The sequence below is a fragment of the Methylosinus sp. H3A genome (assembly GCF_015709455.1).
Classification (GTDB): Bacteria; Pseudomonadota; Alphaproteobacteria; order Rhizobiales; family Beijerinckiaceae; genus Methylosinus.
On the sequence record NZ_JADNQW010000005.1, the window covers coordinates 3,638,780 to 3,655,237 of the forward strand.

At 66.0% G+C, this 16,458-nt stretch carries 16 protein-coding genes; 4 read left to right on the forward strand and 12 right to left on the reverse strand.

Annotated elements, in window-relative coordinates; translation table 11 throughout:
• Positions 1–568: 568 nt before the first annotated feature.
• Genes IY145_RS19810 through metG form a run of 4 tightly spaced genes read right to left on the reverse strand, consistent with a single transcriptional unit; the run spans position 569 to position 4,306 of the window.
• A complete protein-coding gene (locus tag IY145_RS19810; RefSeq protein ID WP_196409777.1) occupies positions 569–1,366 on the reverse strand; it encodes an MBL fold metallo-hydrolase in 798 nt (265 codons plus the stop codon).
• Positions 1,363–2,172 carry a TatD family hydrolase gene (locus IY145_RS19815; protein WP_196409778.1) on the reverse strand — a complete coding sequence of 270 codons (810 nt, stop codon included), beginning with the start codon at positions 2,170–2,172 and terminating at the stop codon, positions 1,363–1,365. Before IY145_RS19815 ends, IY145_RS19810 begins: the two co-directional genes overlap by 4 nt.
• A 15-nt stretch (positions 2,173–2,187) precedes the next feature.
• Positions 2,188–2,718 (reverse strand): hypothetical protein, encoded by a 531-nt coding sequence (locus IY145_RS19820; protein ID WP_312030619.1) that lies wholly within the window; start codon positions 2,716–2,718, stop codon positions 2,188–2,190.
• Positions 2,719–2,731: 13 nt separating this feature from the next.
• Positions 2,732–4,306, reverse strand: coding sequence for a methionine--tRNA ligase (gene metG / locus IY145_RS19825; RefSeq protein WP_281433677.1), 1,575 nt, complete (start codon positions 4,304–4,306; stop codon positions 2,732–2,734).
• 212 nt (positions 4,307–4,518) lie between these two features.
• Between metG and IY145_RS19830 the strand changes: the two genes are divergently transcribed.
• Positions 4,519–4,983 carry a hypothetical protein gene (locus IY145_RS19830; RefSeq protein ID WP_196409779.1) on the forward strand — a complete coding sequence of 155 codons (465 nt, stop codon included), beginning with the start codon at positions 4,519–4,521 and terminating at the stop codon, positions 4,981–4,983.
• Positions 4,984–5,154: 171 nt separating this feature from the next.
• Here IY145_RS19830 and IY145_RS19835 read toward each other — a convergent pair whose 3' ends face one another.
• The 6 genes from IY145_RS19835 to recJ all read right to left on the reverse strand — a co-directional run bounded on the left by IY145_RS19835 (position 5,155) and on the right by recJ (position 11,870).
• Positions 5,155–5,670 (reverse strand): DNA-deoxyinosine glycosylase, encoded by a 516-nt coding sequence (locus IY145_RS19835; protein WP_196409780.1) that lies wholly within the window; start codon positions 5,668–5,670, stop codon positions 5,155–5,157.
• A gap of 8 nt (positions 5,671–5,678) precedes the next feature.
• Positions 5,679–6,752 carry a DNA polymerase III subunit delta' gene (locus IY145_RS19840; protein ID WP_196409781.1) on the reverse strand — a complete coding sequence of 358 codons (1,074 nt, stop codon included), beginning with the start codon at positions 6,750–6,752 and terminating at the stop codon, positions 5,679–5,681.
• Positions 6,749–7,468 (reverse strand): dTMP kinase, encoded by a 720-nt coding sequence (gene tmk / locus IY145_RS19845; protein WP_196409782.1) that lies wholly within the window; start codon positions 7,466–7,468, stop codon positions 6,749–6,751. The genes IY145_RS19840 and tmk overlap by 4 nt, the downstream gene beginning before the upstream one ends.
• Positions 7,465–8,616, reverse strand: a complete 1,152-nt coding sequence (locus IY145_RS19850; RefSeq protein ID WP_196410636.1) for a D-alanyl-D-alanine carboxypeptidase family protein — start codon at positions 8,614–8,616, stop codon at positions 7,465–7,467. Before IY145_RS19850 ends, tmk begins: the two co-directional genes overlap by 4 nt.
• A 191-nt stretch (positions 8,617–8,807) precedes the next feature.
• Positions 8,808–9,674, reverse strand: coding sequence for a septal ring lytic transglycosylase RlpA family protein (locus tag IY145_RS19855; RefSeq protein ID WP_409455316.1), 867 nt, complete (start codon positions 9,672–9,674; stop codon positions 8,808–8,810).
• A 375-nt stretch (positions 9,675–10,049) separates the two neighbouring features.
• On the reverse strand, positions 10,050–11,870 hold the full coding sequence (gene recJ, locus IY145_RS19860; protein WP_196410637.1) for a single-stranded-DNA-specific exonuclease RecJ: 1,821 nt from the start codon (positions 11,868–11,870) through the stop codon (positions 10,050–10,052).
• Between the two features lie 173 nt (positions 11,871–12,043).
• Here recJ and IY145_RS19865 point away from each other — a divergent pair, with 173 nt between their 5' ends.
• The 3 genes from IY145_RS19865 to lepB all read left to right on the forward strand — a co-directional run bounded on the left by IY145_RS19865 (position 12,044) and on the right by lepB (position 14,836).
• Complete coding sequence (locus tag IY145_RS19865; protein WP_196409784.1) at positions 12,044–12,925, forward strand: aldose 1-epimerase family protein; 882 nt, start codon at positions 12,044–12,046, stop codon at positions 12,923–12,925.
• Positions 12,926–12,993: 68 nt separating this feature from the next.
• A complete protein-coding gene (locus tag IY145_RS19870; RefSeq protein WP_196409785.1) occupies positions 12,994–14,025 on the forward strand; it encodes a cysteine synthase A in 1,032 nt (343 codons plus the stop codon).
• A 100-nt stretch (positions 14,026–14,125) separates the two neighbouring features.
• Complete coding sequence (gene lepB / locus IY145_RS19875; RefSeq protein ID WP_196409786.1) at positions 14,126–14,836, forward strand: signal peptidase I; 711 nt, start codon at positions 14,126–14,128, stop codon at positions 14,834–14,836.
• Here the strand turns inward: lepB and mobA are convergent.
• Positions 14,824–15,450 carry a molybdenum cofactor guanylyltransferase MobA gene (gene mobA, locus IY145_RS19880; RefSeq protein WP_196409787.1) on the reverse strand — a complete coding sequence of 209 codons (627 nt, stop codon included), beginning with the start codon at positions 15,448–15,450 and terminating at the stop codon, positions 14,824–14,826. The two genes, lepB and mobA, sit on opposite strands and share 13 nt — an antisense overlap.
• Positions 15,451–15,473: 23 nt before the next feature.
• A complete protein-coding gene (locus tag IY145_RS19885; protein ID WP_196409788.1) occupies positions 15,474–16,340 on the reverse strand; it encodes a hypothetical protein in 867 nt (288 codons plus the stop codon).
• Positions 16,341–16,458 lie beyond the last annotated feature (118 nt).

The window sequence follows — 16,458 nt, forward strand, 5'->3', positions numbered from 1 at the left end:
GCCATCCGCCAAAAGACCGCTATAGCCACATGCACGGCCTCTCGCCGGGCGCAAAAGCGCCGACGACGCGCGTCCACCGGCGTCTCGCGGAGAGAGCCGGTTCCGGTGCGTTCGTAAGTGTGCCAGTTGAATGCCATATAGTCCCGCGCAATCGCCTTTTTACCAGTAAACGGCCCATTCTGGCTAGATGAATTCGCCGACGAGGCGAAAAAACCCGAGGCCGCTGTTCGCCACCCGACGAATCGGGTGGGAGGAACGCGCGATCGAAGGCCTGAAAAGTGGCGCGAGCGCGGCAAAGAGCGCCGTCATCCACGACGGCGGCGGTCGTGTTACGCGTCGTCTCGACGGAGAGGGGCGGCCGCCGTTGGGGGCAATCGACAAGAATTAGAACGCGTTGTAAATTCCAAGATTCGCATAATCGATATTATGGAACTTAAAATCGCATGCCTCAATGACGGATCGTCCGGCTCGGCGGAGGCGTTCCGCCGGCGCAGCCTAGCATGCGTCGATGCTGCGCGCCGCTGGCCGGCGCAGTCATGGATAATGGGCTTTGCTTCGAGCGCTGGCTTCAGGCCAGCTCGATCCGCATTCCGTCGAAGGCCGGCGTCACATTGTCCGGCAGAGTCTCTTTGAGCGTCTCATAGTCGAGATCGACATGCAGGTCGGTGAGGATCGCGTGGCGAGGCTTGAAATGGGTGACCCATTCCAGCGCCTCGCCGACGGAAAGATGCGTGCCGTGGCGTTTGTGGCGCAAGGCGTCGATGATCCAGACGTCGAGCCCCTCGAGATGGCGGAAGCTTTCTCGGGGCACGGAATTGAGGTCCGGCGTATAGGCCAGGCCTCCGATTCGGAACCCCAGAGCGTCCATGTCGCCATGGTCGAGCCGGAACGGCGTCGCTTCGATCGTTCCGCCTGGGCCGTCGACCGACACTTCGCGGCCGAGATGGATGCGATGCTCGTCGAGCAGCGGCGGATAATAGCTGCCGGGCGGCGTCTTGAAGATATAGTCGAAGCGATCGGTCAGCATTTTCGCCGTCGGCTCGTCCAGATAGGCCGGAATGCGCCGGCCGCTCTCCAGGACGAGCCCGCGCACATCGTCGACGCCATGGGTGTGGTCGGCGTGCGGATGGGTGAAGAGAATCGCATCGAGATGGTCGACCTTCGCGTCGATCAATTGCTCGCGCAGATCGGGCGAGGTGTCGATCAGCACATTGGTCCGCGCGGCGCCATCCGTCCGCATCGCCAGTATCGAGCAGCGGCGCCGACGATTCTTCGGATTGGTCGGATCGCAGGCGCCCCAGCCCTGGCCGACTCGCGGCACGCCGCCCGAGGAGCCGCAGCCCAATATAGTGACCGTCAGGCTCATTCCGCGGCCCGCCGTTCCCGATCGTCTTCGATCGGCGTCATTTTGGAGAACAGCGCCAGCGCATTGGCCGTCGTTTGCGCCGACATTTCCTCGAAGGAGACGCCCTTGGCCTCGGCCAGCGTGCGCGCTGTGTCGGCGACATAGGCCGGCTCATTGCGCTTGCCGCGATGCGGGACGGGCGCGAGGAAGGGCGCGTCGGTCTCGACCAGAAGCCGCTCGAGCGGCACGTCGCGCGCGATCTCGCGCAATTCGCCGGAGTTCTTGAACGTCACCACGCCCGAAAAGGAGATGTAGAGCCCGAGCTCGACGGCCGTCTCGGCCAGCGCGCGCGAGCTGGTGAAGCAGTGGAGCAGGGCCTTGAAAGCCCCCTTCCCCATTTCCTCGCGTAGAATGGCGGCGCAATCGGCGTCGGCGTCGCGCGAATGAATGACGAGCGGCAGACCGCTCTCGCGCGCGGCCGCGATATGGGTGCGGAACACGCGATGCGCCAGCTCGCGCGGGGCCTTGTCATAGTGATAGTCGAGCCCCGCCTCGCCTATGCCGACGCATTTCTCATGGCGCGCCAGCTCCACGAGCTCGGCGGCGCTCGCCTCGCGCTCCTCATGCGCGTGATTGGGATGGGTGCCGACCGTGCAGAACACATCCTCGTACCGCTCCGCAATCGCGGCGATCGCCGAGAATTTCTCGACATGGGTCGAGATGGTGACGAAGCGCGCGACCCCTTGGCGACGGGCGCGCGCGACGACCTCCTCCTGTTCCGGAGCGAAATCGGGAAAGTCGAGATGGCAATGTGTGTCGATGAGCATTCTCTATTCGCCTCGTCAGCGGCAGTCCGTCACCAGTCCCTCGGCCCGTCCGGGGCGGAGCGAATGCGAGACGCGCGTCACCAGCGCGTCGAATTTCTTCTTCTCGGAAGCCGGATATTCGATAGACACATTGTTCCAGACCGCTCCGCGGCAGGACAGCAGTGATTTTCGATAGAATATGCGGTCGCCTTTCGTCCCGGAGACCGCGACCCAGTCCTTGCTCCGCCGTTTGTAGGTGATGGTCTCGCCCTCGCCCGGCGCGAGCCGATCGGCGATCTCCTGCTCCTTCTGGAAGGTCCGAAATCCGCCATAGACGATGATTACCGACCTTTTGTCCGGCGAGGTGAAGACGCGTCCGTCGTCATTTTCCGGCGCCGCGCCCATGCTCCAGTCCTTTGGCACATCGGCCGTCGTCCCGAAACGCGGGTTGTGATAGCTGCGCCAGCCTTCGGCGTGCAAGTCGCTCGAACAGAGGATGGCGCCCGAACAAAGGATGGCGGCGGCGGCCGCCGCCGCTCGAAGCCGGCTCCCTTGCAGCTTGCTCACGATCCTCTCCGCATCAGTTCTTGCCGATGGCCGCCTCCCCCTCCTCCACATAACGCGGGAAGACGGGGGCGGGCGCCGGCAGCGGCGCGCCGGGGATGAGCGCCTGCGCCTCGCCCGCCTGGACGAAATCGCGCGCCTCGGCTGGAACGCCGAGCAAACCAAGCAAGCTCGAGGCCGCGGCGGGAATGAAAGGCTGCAGCGCGATCGCCAGCCGCCGCAGCGCCTCCGCCGTCACATAGAGGATCGTCTCCATGCGCTTCGGGTCGGTCTTCTTCTTGGCCCAGGGCTCCTCGCCGGCGAAATAGCGATTGGCGTCCCCCACGACGCGGAACAGCTCCGCCAGCGCCTGATGCGGCGAATAGGCGTCCATCGCCTCGCGCGCCTTGCCGAGCGCCGCCGAGGCGTCGGCGAGCAGCGCGCGGTCGGCGTCGGTCAATTCGCCCGGCGTCGGAACGACGCCGCCGCAATTCTTGGCGATCATCGACAGCGAGCGCTGCGCCAGATTGCCGAGGTCATTGGCGAGATCGGCGTTGATGCGATTGACGATCGCCTCATGCGAATAATTGCCGTCCTGGCCGAAGGGAATCTCGCGCAGGAAGAAATAGCGCAGCTGATCGACGCCATAGCGCTGCGCGAGATCGATCGGATCGACGACATTGCCGACCGACTTCGACATCTTCTCCCCGCGGCTGAACAAATGGCCATGCACGACGATCTGCTTGGGCAAGGGGACGCCGGCCGACATCAGAAAGGCCGGCCAATAGACCGCATGGAAGCGCGTGATATCCTTGCCGATGACATGGGCGTTCGCCGGCCAGAAGCGCGCGCGCTCCTCCTCCCCGGTCAGAAAGCCGGTCGCGGTGATGTAATTGGTGAGCGCGTCCACCCACACATACATCACATGCGGCGAATTGGTCTCCGGCTTGGACGGGACAGGTATGCCCCAATCGAAAGTGGTGCGGCTGATCGAGAGGTCGGTGAGCCCGCGCTTCACGAAGGCGACGATCTCGTTCCTGTATTTTTCTGGCGTGATGAATTCCGGATGCGCTTCGTAGAGCGCGAGCAGCTTCTCCTGATAGGCCGAGAGCTTGAAGAACCAGCTCTCCTCCTCCACCCATTCGACCGGCGTGCCGGTCGGCGCGAGCTTCTTGCCGTCGACCTCGGTGATCTCGCCCTCGTCGTAATAGGCCTCGTCACGCACCGAGTACCAGCCGGAATATTTGGCGAGATAAATATCGCCCGCCGCCTCCATGCGCTTCCATATCTCGAGCGCGGCGTCGGCGTGGCGCGGCTGCGTCGTGCGCACGACATCGTCGGCGAGCGCGTTCAGCGTCTCGCCCATGGTCTGGAACTGGTCGGCGGTGCGGTCGGCGAGCTGCTGCGGGGTCAGCCCCTCGCGCTCGGCGGTGCGCTGCATCTTCTGGCCGTGCTCGTCCATTCCGGTCACGAACAGCACATCGAAGCCGTCGAGCCGCTTGAAGCGCGCGAAGGCGTCGGTGGCGATGCGTTCATACGCATGACCGATATGCGGGGCGCCATTCGCGTAAGGAATGGCGGTGGTGATCATGAAGGTCGGACGTTCAGCCATGGACACGGGTCTAGCGCGCTTTGCCGCCCTGTGGAAGCGGCAGGCGTGCAGCGCAGCAACTTTCTCCAGAGGCCAATGGAGCTATGATGCCGGGAGCGGCCGGCTCGTGAGCGCGATCGGCTTGCAGCAGCCGGGACACCAGCTTTCCCTGGCTATTATACGGTGACGGGCGCGTTTCCGAAGTGACATCCAGCATACGGTAGGAGGGTAAAATGAAGGCGTCATGGTTTGATGTGGTCGATATATCCCGGCTTTCTGGGCCATTCGAGCAAGAGAAGCTCGACGAGATAGATGACTGGGAGCATCTTGCCATGAGCATGATATTGACTATACATATAAGCGTTGGCTCGAATTATGGAGTTAAAGTTGATGCGCTTCCGTTGCTGTATGAAATGCTCTGTGCTTTATCGCTCGGAATAAAAAGCGGGTTCGAAGTGCAAATTGGCGAAGGTTTTTGGCTTACGGCGAGTCCGGCGGGCGAGCGGGTAATGAAGGTAAAAATCGAGTTTGTCGTAGGCGGATCGGAAAGAATACTTGGAGAAATTACAGTTAAATTAGATGAGATGCTTCTGTTTTTTCCAAAATTGATTGCAGATATCACGAGTCTAATTGAAAATACAGGACTTGATGTTGATCATACGCTAAAAAAATTCCCGTTGTGCAATTATCGCCGGTAGCATGCCGTCCCTGGCCGGACCTGTACCTTGCGCGGGAGGAGATCGTCTGGCTCGGCGATCTGCCGATCGCGACACTGCAGGGCGGCTCGGTGTTCTACATCGCGCCAGACCATCTCGGCGCGCCGCACGAGATCGTGAATTCCTGGAACCAGACGGTGTGGTTCTGGGATGCTAGAGGAATTCCCCGAGCGCCGCCCGCCAATGTTCCAGCTTGCGCTCCAAAGTCATCGCCGCATGCGCCGGGCTCGTGGACGGCAGGACGAGGCTGCGCGGCGCCGATGAGCCAAGCGTCGGCGCGACCTTGCGGCGGAACAGATCGCCGGCCTTGGCGCCGTTGAGGCAGATCAGCCCGATCTGGGCGTGAGCCACGAGAAAACCCGCGAAATCATTCGTCTCGACGCTGGCCACGTCGATTTTCTGGTCGAGGCTACCCGGCCGCCGCCCCTCGGCGCAGACGTCCCACAGCGCGACTCCCCGCGCCATCAGCCGGTTGAGCCGTTCCTCATAGGGAATCTCCGGCGAGGCGCCGAAGAGCCGCCCCATGATCGGCCAAAAGGCGTTGCGCGGCTGGGCGTAATATTGGACGTGGGCGAGCGAGACCTGTCCCGGCAGCGAGCCGAGGATCAGCACACGCGCGTCGGCGCGCGCGACGGGCGGGAAGCCTTTCGAGGTCGGAACGCCGTCCAAGGAAACCCCTATCGCCTCGCCGCTTCTTCGAGATCGGCGAAGATCGACAGAATGAGCCCTCGCTTGTCGAAATTGAAGACTTCCGTATCGCGCGCCGCCTCCGTTATGCGCTCCCAGGCGCGCGCATAAGGGGCGAGGTTGGCCGCGCTCGCGCCCTCGCCCGCTTTCGACCGAATAATTCGGTCGAGAAAGCGATAGAGGCCGCTCATGAAGGTCTCATAGGCGTGCTCATTGTCACGCCCGGCGAGTCGGTCGGCGAGTGAATGCACGGCGAGCCAATCGACCTGCGGCAGGCGCGCGAACATCGCCCGCAGCGCCGCGTCGAAAGCGACACCGTCGCCATCCAGCAGCCGCAGCGCCTCGCGGACGGAGCCCTCCGCTCCCTCCGCTGCGCCGGAGAGCGTCGCTTCCGGCAGCTCGCTCCAGGGCGCGCCGAGCGCGCGGATCGCGGCGACGACGTCCGGCTCGGCGAGCGGGCCGAGCGTGAGCTTGCGGCAGCGCGAGCGGATCGTCGGCAGAACGCGTCCCGGCTGATGCGCGACGAGCAGGAACAGCGAGCGCTCCGGCGGCTCCTCTATGAGCTTCAAAAGGGCGTTGGCGCTGGAGCGGTTGAGATCGTCGACGCAATCCACAATGGCGACGCGCCAGCCGCCTTCGCCCGAGCTCTGATGGAAGAGATGGATCAGCCGCCGCACATCCTCGATGCGGATTTCGGTGAAATGCTTCTTGGTCTTCTCGTTCCACTCGCGGCGCAGCAGAAAAAGATCGGGCAGAGCCAGCGCCGCGATGCGCCGGCTGACGGCGCTCTCCTCGCCGACGAAGAGTGACCGGGCGCTCGCCGCCTCCGGCGTGGACGGGTCGGGATGCGCCAGCAGAAAGCGCGCGAGGCGCCAGGCGAGCGTCGCCTTGCCGATTCCCTCGGGCCCGCCGATGAGAATGGCTTGGGGCAGCTTGCCGCGCCGAAAAGCGTCGACGAGCTCGCTCTCGGCGCCGGCATGGCCGAGCAGCGCATGGGTTTCGCGGGGATGCGGCGCATCGGCGAAGCGGTCGCTCTCCGGCGGGGCCTCTACGTCGCGCTTCACGCAATCAGGCTCTGGAGAGGAACGACGATTTCGGGTCGAAAAAAGCGCGCTTCGACGACATGCCAAATGGCTTCGGCCACCTCCTGCTCCGGCGCCAGCGCGTCGACGACGCAGCAGCGGCCCGGCTCGCTCGCGGCTATGTCGAGATAGGCCTGGCGCAGGCCGCGGTGGAACTCCAGCCCCTCGCGTTCGAAGCGGTCGGCGGCCTCGTCCGGGGCTCGGCGCCGTTTGGCGCGCTCAAGGCCGGTCTCGGGCGGCAGATCGAGGATGATGGTCAGGTCCGGCGAGGAGCCCATCAGCGCGACGCGCTCGAGCAGAGCGATGAGCCGCGGATCGACGCCGCCGCGCGCGCCCTGATAGGCGCGCGTCGAATCGGCGAAACGGTCGCAAATCACCCAGGCGCCGCGCGCCAGCGCCGGCTTGATCAGCCGGTCCAGATGATCGATTCGCGCCGCCGAGAATAAAATCGCCTCGCCGAGCGGGCCGAGCGAGGCCGCCTTGCCGCCGAGCAGCGCCTCGCGCAACACTTCGGCATGCGGCGAGCCGCCGGGCTCGCGCGTCGCGATCGCCTCCACGCCTTTTTGCGCGAGACGTTCCTGCAGCCGGCGCATCTGCGTCGACTTGCCGGCCCCCTCGCCGCCCTCGAGCGTGATGAACTTGCCGGCCTGGCCCTTTTCCTGCCCACGCGCCGGGCCGAGCGGCGGCTCTGCGCTCATTGCTTCTTCGACAGCTTGTTGTGAATGGCGCCGGCCGCATATTCATAGGCCGCGTCGAAAGCGCGGCTCGCGAGCGAGCCTTTCTCTATCGTCTCGGCGGCTTCCAGCGGCTGCTCGAGCACGACCGTCGCGCCGCGGCGGATCTCCAGCTTGGCGACCTTGGTTCCCGCCTCGACCGGCGCGATCAGCGGCCCCTCATAGACGATCTTGCCGGTGAGCTTTTCGGAGCCGCCGCGCTGAAGCAGCACTTTGACGTCGCTCGGCGAGGTCAGCGGCACGGAGCCCGCGGTTCCGCCATAGACCTGCGCGGAGCCGACCGCCTCATTGGCCTTGAACAGCGATTTCTCCTCGAAATTGCGGAAGCCCCATTGCAGAAGCTTGCGCGCCTCCTCGGCCCGGTCCTTGGCCGTGTGCAGTCCATAGACGGCGACGATGAGACGCCGGTCGTCCTGCACGGCGGAGCCGACCATGCCAAAGCCGGAATCATCGATATTGCCGGTCTTCAACCCATCCGCGCCAATGCTCATGGTGAGCAGCGGATTGCGGTTCTGCTGGCGGATCTTGTTCCAGGTGAACTCCTTCTCGCCGAAATAGCGATAGAGGTCCGGATAGGTCTTGATGAGATGCGCGGAGAGCTGGACCATCTCGCGCGGCGTGACCTTCTGGTCCGGTCCCGCCTGGCCCCAGGGATTGCCGAAGATCGATTTGGTCATGCCGAGCTCGGAGGCGCGCTTGTTCATGCGGCCGACGAAGGCCTCCTCGGACCCCGCGACGCCCTCCGCCAGCGTGATGGCCGCGTCATTGCCGGAATCGATCACCAGGCCGCGGATCAGATCCTCCACCCGCGGCTTGCTGTTGACGGCGAGGAACATCGCCGAGCCGCCGGCCGGCGCGCCGCCGCTACGCCAGGCGTGCTCGGAGACGGTGAACTCGTCGTCGAGCTTCAGCCGTCCCTCGGCGATCTCGTGGAACACGATCTCGGCGGTCATGATCTTCACCGTCGAGGCGGGCGTCACATATTCGTCGGCGCCCTTCTCGAGCAGCACCGTATGCGTTCCCGCGTCCACGAGAATTGCGCGTGGCGCGCTGGTCTGGAAACCTTCGGCGAAGACCGCCGACGGCGCGATGAGGGAGACCGCCAAGGCCATGCCGAGCTGGACTTTGCCGAGGCAGAGGAGGGATTTGGGAAGGGAGACAGGCACGCGTCTTTCGCCTTCTTCGAATCGCCGTCGGAGCGCGTCGACGGCCCCACGCAATGAGTTCCGCTAAAATGTGGCGCGTTGGGCCGCAGAAAGCAACGGCCTCGCGCTGCGCTCGGTCGGTAGGACCGCCGTCGAGGTTAATTGAGTGCTTGTCTCAGCCGAGCGCTGCGGGCGGGCGCCGTCCCGAGGTCGAAGGGCCGCGACGGCGGCAGCGGCGCGCTCTTGGCCATGGCCAGCGCCTTGGCCGAAATGGGCGTCGGAATGGTCGAGACCGGCTCTTTCTCGGCGGCGCGCGCCTCGGAGTGGCGCGGGCTCTCGGACTCGCGCGCTTCGGCGCGGGGCGTGATCTCCTCGTCCCTCGCCTCGGCCCGGGACGTCGTCGCGCGTTCGGCGCGCTCGGGCTGCGCCTCCTCCGCGCGCTCGAGCCGGGCGACGCGGTTCGGCGGCTCGCGAAGATTGGTCGCCACCATGATCGGCGCGCCGCCGGGCAGCGTCGCGGGCCTGCCGTCCTCGCGCAAAGTCGCGAGCAGCTTGGCGTCGTCGGAGCCAGCGAGCGCGGCGTGGCCGACATAATCGACCTTCACCCGCGCCGTGCCGACACGGTGGAAATCGAGCGCCTCGGCGACGCGTTGCGACACATCCATCACGCGCCCGCCGTGATATGGGCCGCGGTCGTTGACGCGCACGATCATCGAGCGATGATTGCGAAGATTGGTGACGCGCGCATAGCTCGGCAGCGGCATGGTCGGATGCGCGGCGCTGATCGAGGCGAGGTCGAAGACTTCGCCATTCGCCGTTTTACGTCCGTGAAAATCCGATCCATACCAGGAGGCGAGGCCGACGGCCGAATAGGAGCGCTCGCTCGGATAATAGGTCTTTCCGGCGATCTGATAGGGCTTGCCCACCATGTAATAGCCGCCGCCCCGCGGCACCTCCTCGCCATCGGCGACGACGCGCGGGCTCGGCGCGACGCCATAGCGCGGATCGACCTGCGAACGCGCCATCCGCTGCGCCACGGGCGGCGCGGACGAGCACCCCGCAAGCGCGCAGAGGCCCAGAAGCACGAAGGAATTGCGAAAGTCCGGCAGTTTTGATCTCGATCGCATGTCAGGGGCGCATTCGCTCGAAATGGGGGACGGTTCGCTTCGCTCCCGCGGCCTTGCGGGACCACGCTTGCGGGGCTCCGAAAACCACGAGGTCGGCGCGACCGCACGCCTCAATGTCTCGCGCCCGAATTACTCGAGAGTTAACGCGCCTCGCGCTCCCTCTCCCGCATCCTCGAGCTTCGCCATGAGAAGGGTCGATTGCGACAAAAATGCGACGCGACGGACCCGGCTCGCCGCGCAGAGGCCGCGGAATCGCCGGGCGTAGCGCCGCGTTCACCATGTTTGGCGATCCGGGACGGCGAGATCGACGATGCGCGTCTCCACCCGCTCCGATCCACGAAACACATTCGTTCCCAGTCGCGCAGCGACATGCAGCCGCCGTCCGCGACCCTCGAGCAGCGCGTCGCCGATCGCCGTTCCCGCCACGCGAAAGGCGATGGCGTCGAGCCGCGCCCCGTCGCCCGATTGAAACCGCGCCCGCACATGGGACGCGCCGATGAGCGCCGCATCGACGATGCGATGGTCCGGAAATATGAAGAGCGGCTCCGGATTGCCGGCGCCGAACGGCCCCGCCCGCTCGAGCTCGCGGGCGAATTCGACGCTCGCGCCGCGCGCCGTCAGCGCGCCGTCGACGAGCAGCGCGTCGGCGTCGCGGGCGCGCTCGACATCCTCTTGCAGCGCGTCGTTCATAAAGGCGCGGAACGCCTCGATTCGCTCGCTCGCCAGCGTGACGCCGGCCGCCATGGCGTGCCCGCCGCCTTTCTGGAGCAGGCCCTCCTCGACGGCGAGCCGCACCGTGCGACCGAGGTCGACGCCACTCGTGCCTCTACCTGAGCCTGAACAGATTTCACCTGTCTTTGCAATGACAAAGGCGGGAATCTTGAACTTGTCCTTGAGCCTCGAGGCGACGATTCCGACAATGCCCGGATGCCATCCCTCGGCCGCCACGACGAGGCAGGAGAGGCGATTGGAGCGCATGAGCTGCCGGTCCGCCTCGGCCTCGGCCTCCTCGAGAGTGGCCTTCTCCAGCGCCTGGCGCTCGACATTCAGCCGGTCGAGTTCGGCGGCGATGCGGGCGGCCTCGACAGGGTCACACAGCGTCAGCAGCCGCGCGCCGAGCGCCGCATCGCCGATGCGCCCGCCGGCGTTTATGCGCGGGCCCAGCACGAAGCCGAGGTGATAGGCCCGCGGCGGGCCGTCCACGCGCGCTGCGTCGAGCAGCGCCGAAAGACCGATCCGCGCCCGGCCCCGCATGACGGCGAGGCCCTTCACCACAAAGGCGCGATTGAGGCCGTGCAGCCGCGCGACATCGGCGATCGTCGCCAGGGCGACGAGATCGAGGCCCGCGAGCAGGTCCGGCTGCGGCCGCGCGCTGGTCCAATGCCCGCGGCGGCGCAGCTCGCGCGCCAGCGCCGCGAGCGCGAGAAAGGCCACGCCGGCCGCGCAGAGATGGCCGAGGCCGGAGAGATCGTCGGCGCGATTGGGGTTGACGACGATGGCGTCCGGCAAAACCTCCGGCGCCTGATGGTGATCGATGACGATGACGTCGAGCCCCAACGCGCGCCCGGAGGCGAGCGCGGCGTGGCTCGTCGTCCCGCAGTCGAGCGTCACCAGCAGGCTCGCGCCTCGCGCCCTCAGCTCCGCGATCGCCTCGGCGTTGGGGCCATAGCCTTCGAGAATGCGGTCGGGAATGTGGAGAAAGGGCCGCGGGCAGCCCGCCGCCTCCAGAAATTCGACGAAAAGCGCCGAGGAGGTCGCGCCGTCGACGTCATAATCGCCGAAAATGGCGATTTGCTCGCGGGTCTCGACCGCCCGCGCCAGACGCTCGACGGCGGCGTCCATGTCCTGCAGCAGCAGCGGGTCCGGCATGAGCGCGCGCAGGGTCGGGTCGAGAAAAGCGGCGGCCGTCTCCTGCGTCACGCCCCGCCCCGCCAGCACGCGCGCGAGGGCGTCGCCATGGCCGTGAATCTGCGCGATGGCGGCGGCCTGGGCCTCGTCATGCGGCCGCAGGCGCGCGCGCCAGGCGCGGCCCGAAATGGAGCGCTCGACCCCGAGGTAGGGCGGTCGGTCGCTCCCGGCGATTTTATCCAGCATCCAGGGCCCGGCGACGAAAAGAGAATCGTTGCTGAAAAGCATCGCGGCGTGGGTCCGGCGGGTCAATGCGGTGGAGAAGCGTCTCCACCGTTCTTACGTCCTTCACCGTCCGCAGAAGGCGCAGCGCCCGCGCGCCCCTCCCTGGCCAGGGCCCCGCTCGCTACGATCGGCCCATGAGCAATGTGATTCGTCTGCAGGCCGGCCCCGGCGACACGGCCGAAGTCTCTCCTCTCGGCGCCGAGCTCCTCTCGTGGCGCGCGGAAGGCGTCGACCTGATCTGGGAGCCGCAGCCCGAGGTCTGGCCGCAGACTGCGCCGCTGCTCTTTCCCGTGGTGGGCTGGACGCGCGACGGAATTCGCGTCGACGGCGCGCATTTCCCGCTCGGCCTGCACGGCTTCGCGCGGCATAAGCGCTTCGCGATCCGGGAGCGGTCGCCGGAGACGGTCTCTCTCGTGCTCGAGGAGGACGAGGACAGCCGTGCGCTCTATCCCTTCGCCTTTCGTCTCGAGGCGCATTTCGTCCTGAGGCCGGGCGAATTGCGCGTCTCGCTGAGCGCGACCAATCGCGACGCGCGGTCCCTGCCCTATGCGGTCGGACTCCATCCGGGATTTCGCTGGCCTCTCGGCGGCTCGGCCGCGCCGCATGCGATCCATTTCGACGCGCCTGAGCAAGGCGAGGTTCCTGTCATCGCGCCCGGTGGCCTGCTCTCCTCCCACCGACGCGCCATCCCACTGGAAAATGGGCGGCTTCCGCTTTCCGCCGAGCTCCTCGAAAAGGAAGCGCTCTGCTTTCTGGGCGCGGCGAGCCGCCGTCTCTTTTACGACAATGGCGACGGGCTCGGGCTTTCGGTCGAGCTCGATGATTTTCCCCATATCGCGCTATGGGCGCTGCCGCCCGCGCCTTTCCTCTGCATAGAGGCCTGGACCGGGCACGGAGACCCGGAGGATTTTCGCGGCGATCTCTATGAGAAGCCCTCCATGCGAATCCTCGCCCCCGGCGAGAGCGCCGCGCATGCCGCAACTTTCCGCTTGGAGCGGCGGGAGGGAAGCGAATAGGAATAATCCTTGCTTCCCACTTTCTATCGGCTAGCGCGGATTAGTCGCGCGTAAAGGACGGGTCCGACATGAAATTCGCCGCCAATGTCATCGAAGCGATCGGCAACACTCCGCTCATCGAATTGAAGGCGGCGTCGAAGGCGACCGGCTGCCGCATTCTCGGCAAGGCGGAATTCATGAATCCGGGCGGCTCGGTGAAGGACCGCGCCGCGCTCTCCATCGTGCAGGCCGCCATCGCGGAAGGCTCGCTGAAGCCGGGCGGCACCATCGTCGAGGGCACGGCAGGCAATACGGGCATCGGCCTCGCGCTGGTCGCCAATGCGCTGGGTTTCCGCACCGTCATCGTGATCCCAGAGACGCAGAGCCAGGAGAAGAAGGACACGCTGCGCCTGCAGGGCGCGCAGCTGGTCGAGGTGCCGGCGGTTCCCTACGCCAATCCCAATAATTATGTGAAGCTCTCGGGCCGCCTCGCCGAGCGTCTCGCCAAGGAGAGCCCGCAAGGGGCGATCTGGGCCAATCAATTCGACAATGTGGCCAATCGCGACGCCCATATTCGCGGCACCGGGCCGGAAATTTTTGCCGAGACCGACGGCGAGATCGACGGATTCGTCTGTGCGGTGGGCACGGGCGGCACGCTCGCGGGCATCGGCATCGCGCTCAAGGAGCGCAAACCCTCCGTGAAGATCGCCATCGCTGATCCGCTCGGCGCGGCGCTCTATTCCTATTACACGACCGGCGAGCTGAAGGCCTCGGGTTCCTCCATCACAGAGGGCATCGGGCAAGGCCGCATCACCGCCAATCTCGAGGACGCGCCCATCGATCTCGCCTATCAGATACCCGATACGGAGGCGTTGCCGATCATCTTCGATCTCGCCGAGAACGAAGGCCTGCTGCTCGGCGGCTCCTCGGGCGTCAATGTCGCCGGCGCGATCCGCCTCGCCAAGGAGCTGGGGCCGGGCCATACGATCGTGACCATCCTCGCCGATCTCGGCACGCGCTACGCGTCCAAGCTCTATAATCTCGAGTTTTTGCGCGGGCAGAATCTGCCGACGCCGCGCTGGCTCGAGTCGACGGGCAAGATCGATCCGGGATTTGTATGAGCGGCGCCTCGCACGCCCGTGACTCCCGCTACGCCTCGCGATAATCTGACGCCCGCGCCGGACGCCGACGCAGGATTTGGATCGTTGCGGGATTTTCAAAATGAGTTTCGACGCGGCGGAGCCGGCGGACATCGCCGATCGACGATTGTTTCGCCGCATGACGGCGATCGGCTTTCTTCTGTTTCTCGTTGTCTGGGCCTGCCTGCCGAATATCGGACCCGTCTTCCGAACCTATCATCTCGGGAGCGAGGTCATGGAGCCGACGATCGAATATGAGGAGGCGACGGTCTGGGCGAACCGGCTCGCCTATGGTCTCGGGCCCTTCAGTTATGATTGGTTTCCACTCCCCCTCGCCGGCCGTTGGCCAGATCTTCTTCCGATGCGCGGCGACGTCATCGTGTTCCGCTTGGAGGATGGCCGCGACATGGTGATGCGCGTGGTCGGACTGCCGGGCGACCGCGTGAGGCTGCTTCGCAACGAGCTGTGGATCAATGAGGCGCAGGTTCCGCGGCGCGTTCTCGACCGCCCGTCGGACGTGCCGGCGGAGGCCGATTGCGACAGCCGATTGGTCGAGGAGCGATTGCCCGAGGGGCGCAGCTTCACACATTACGAAAAGATCGTCTGCTCGGACAAGTCGACGCCGCCGCTGTCGACGACACCGATCGTCGAAGTCCCGGCGCGGCGCCTCTTCGTGCTCGGCGACAATCGCGACAATGCCGCGGATTCGCGCGTCGCGACGGAGGACGGGGGCGTCGGCCTCGTGCCGGTCGAGAGCATCGTCGGCCGCATCGAATTCGTCTACGACCGCTGAGCCTCGAGGCTCGCCGCAATGCGCTCGGCCTGCTCGACGTCCTCCGGCCGGTTGACGTTGAAGAATGGATCGTAAGGCGCGTCCGGCCACTCCACCAGCGTATTGGCGTGGCGCTCGATGAACCCCGAGACTTTGCGCAAATCCTCCTTCACCAGCGCATGGCGCAGCGGCTCGCGCAGCGCCACCGGCCATAGAGCGACGGCGTGATGCACGCGGTCGCCCGATTTGGCGACGGCGATCTCCGCTTTCGCGTCTGCGCGCGCGCTCGCGAGGCGCTGGGCGAGATCATGCGGGATGAAAGGCGTATCCGCCGGAACGCTCAGCACCAGCGGAATATCCGGGAAATTGGCGGCGACATGGTCGAGCCCGGCGAGCACGCCGGCGAGTGGACCGGCGAAGCCCTCCACCTTGTCCGGCACGATCGGCAGATGGAAGGCGGCGTAGCGCTGCGGATCGCCATTGGCGTTGAGCGCGAGCCGCACGCATTGCGGCGCGAGCCGGCGCAGAAGATGCTCGAGGATCGGCGCGCCGCCGACCTCGAGCAGCGGCTTGGCGACGCCGCCCATGCGCCGCGCCTGCCCGCCGGCCAGAATGAGTCCGAAGCAGCGCGTCATCTTCCCCTCGCCCGCGGCCTGTCTCAAAACCTATACCATAGAGCGCCGAGAAGACCGCGCTCGGCGGAATCATTGACGCCGCGCAGCGCCGCGCGCACGCCGAGCTGCACGGCGACCTCGTTCGTCACATCGCAAACCGCGCTCAGCTGCGCCTTTTGTGACGACATGAAAGGCGCCGAGCCGCTCCAGGGTGAGACGGCGATGAAGCTCTGCGCCAGCAGCAGCACGCCGTCGATCGGCCGCAGGCCGAAGGTCATCTCGCCGCGAAGCTCGTCGCCGCTCTGGCCCGTGGAGCGAAAGCCGAGCTGCGCCTCGCCGAAACCGGAAATGCCGAGCAGCTCGAGCGGCCAGCCGAGCTGGAGACGCACGTCTTCCTGGAGCCGATGCTTCATGTCGAGATAGGTCTGCGCGGCGGGCGTCGCGGCGCGCAGGCTCGCTTGCACGGAGAGGACCGTCGCGCCCCATTCGAGAAGGCGCAGCCGGCCGCCGAGCCAGCCGGCGCCGAGTCCTTCGTAACGCGCGCCGCCGCCCACCCCCGGCGGCAGATAGAGCGGCGCGCCGGCGAGCGCTTCGGCGGTCAGAAACTGCAATTGCTCGAGCTGACGCGAGCCATCGGACCCTCGGAAGCGCATATAGCTCGACTCGGCGACGAAGGTGAGCTCGTCGATGAGGCCGTATTCGACATAGGCCTGCGTCTCGAATTTGGCGTAGGAGGGCGCGGCGACGAGCTTGCCGCGCGAGTCATAGGCCTTGTGCGCGTCGGCGAAACTCGTCGAGACGATGACGATCCCCTCGCCTGGTTTCTGTAGAAACGCGCCGGCGCGGCACGCCGTCGAATGGAGAATCGACAGCGCCGCGGCGCAGGAGCAAAAACGCGCCCATGAACGCATGAAGGAAACGCCGCATGACGCTCGCGCGCAAGCCGCAGATCGAGCTGAAAAAAGCTAAATTGAAAACACTTTGTCCACAAGCGGCGCCCGGCTCGGGCGCCGATTCATGGTGAACCGA

Coding starts and splice junctions, on each gene's coding strand:
- IY145_RS19850 (WP_196410636.1), bottom strand. CDS start 8,616: ATGGCCTTGGCGGTCTCCCTCATCGCGCCGTCGGCGGTCTTCGCCGAA.
- recJ (WP_196410637.1), bottom strand. CDS start 11,870: ATGCTGGATAAAATCGCCGGGAGCGACCGACCGCCCTACCTCGGGGTC.
- metG (WP_281433677.1), bottom strand. CDS start 4,306: ATGGCTGAACGTCCGACCTTCATGATCACCACCGCCATTCCTTACGCG.
- IY145_RS19815 (WP_196409778.1), bottom strand. CDS start 2,172: ATGCTCATCGACACACATTGCCATCTCGACTTTCCCGATTTCGCTCCG.
- IY145_RS19865 (WP_196409784.1), top strand. CDS start 12,044: ATGAGCAATGTGATTCGTCTGCAGGCCGGCCCCGGCGACACGGCCGAA.
- IY145_RS19810 (WP_196409777.1), bottom strand. CDS start 1,366: ATGAGCCTGACGGTCACTATATTGGGCTGCGGCTCCTCGGGCGGCGTG.
- IY145_RS19855 (WP_409455316.1), bottom strand. CDS start 9,674: ATGGCGCGTTCGCAGGTCGATCCGCGCTATGGCGTCGCGCCGAGCCCG.
- IY145_RS19885 (WP_196409788.1), bottom strand. CDS start 16,340: ATGCGTTCATGGGCGCGTTTTTGCTCCTGCGCCGCGGCGCTGTCGATT.
- IY145_RS19830 (WP_196409779.1), top strand. CDS start 4,519: ATGAAGGCGTCATGGTTTGATGTGGTCGATATATCCCGGCTTTCTGGG.
- lepB (WP_196409786.1), top strand. CDS start 14,126: ATGAGTTTCGACGCGGCGGAGCCGGCGGACATCGCCGATCGACGATTG.
- IY145_RS19870 (WP_196409785.1), top strand. CDS start 12,994: ATGAAATTCGCCGCCAATGTCATCGAAGCGATCGGCAACACTCCGCTC.
- mobA (WP_196409787.1), bottom strand. CDS start 15,450: ATGACGCGCTGCTTCGGACTCATTCTGGCCGGCGGGCAGGCGCGGCGC.
- tmk (WP_196409782.1), bottom strand. CDS start 7,468: ATGAGCGCAGAGCCGCCGCTCGGCCCGGCGCGTGGGCAGGAAAAGGGC.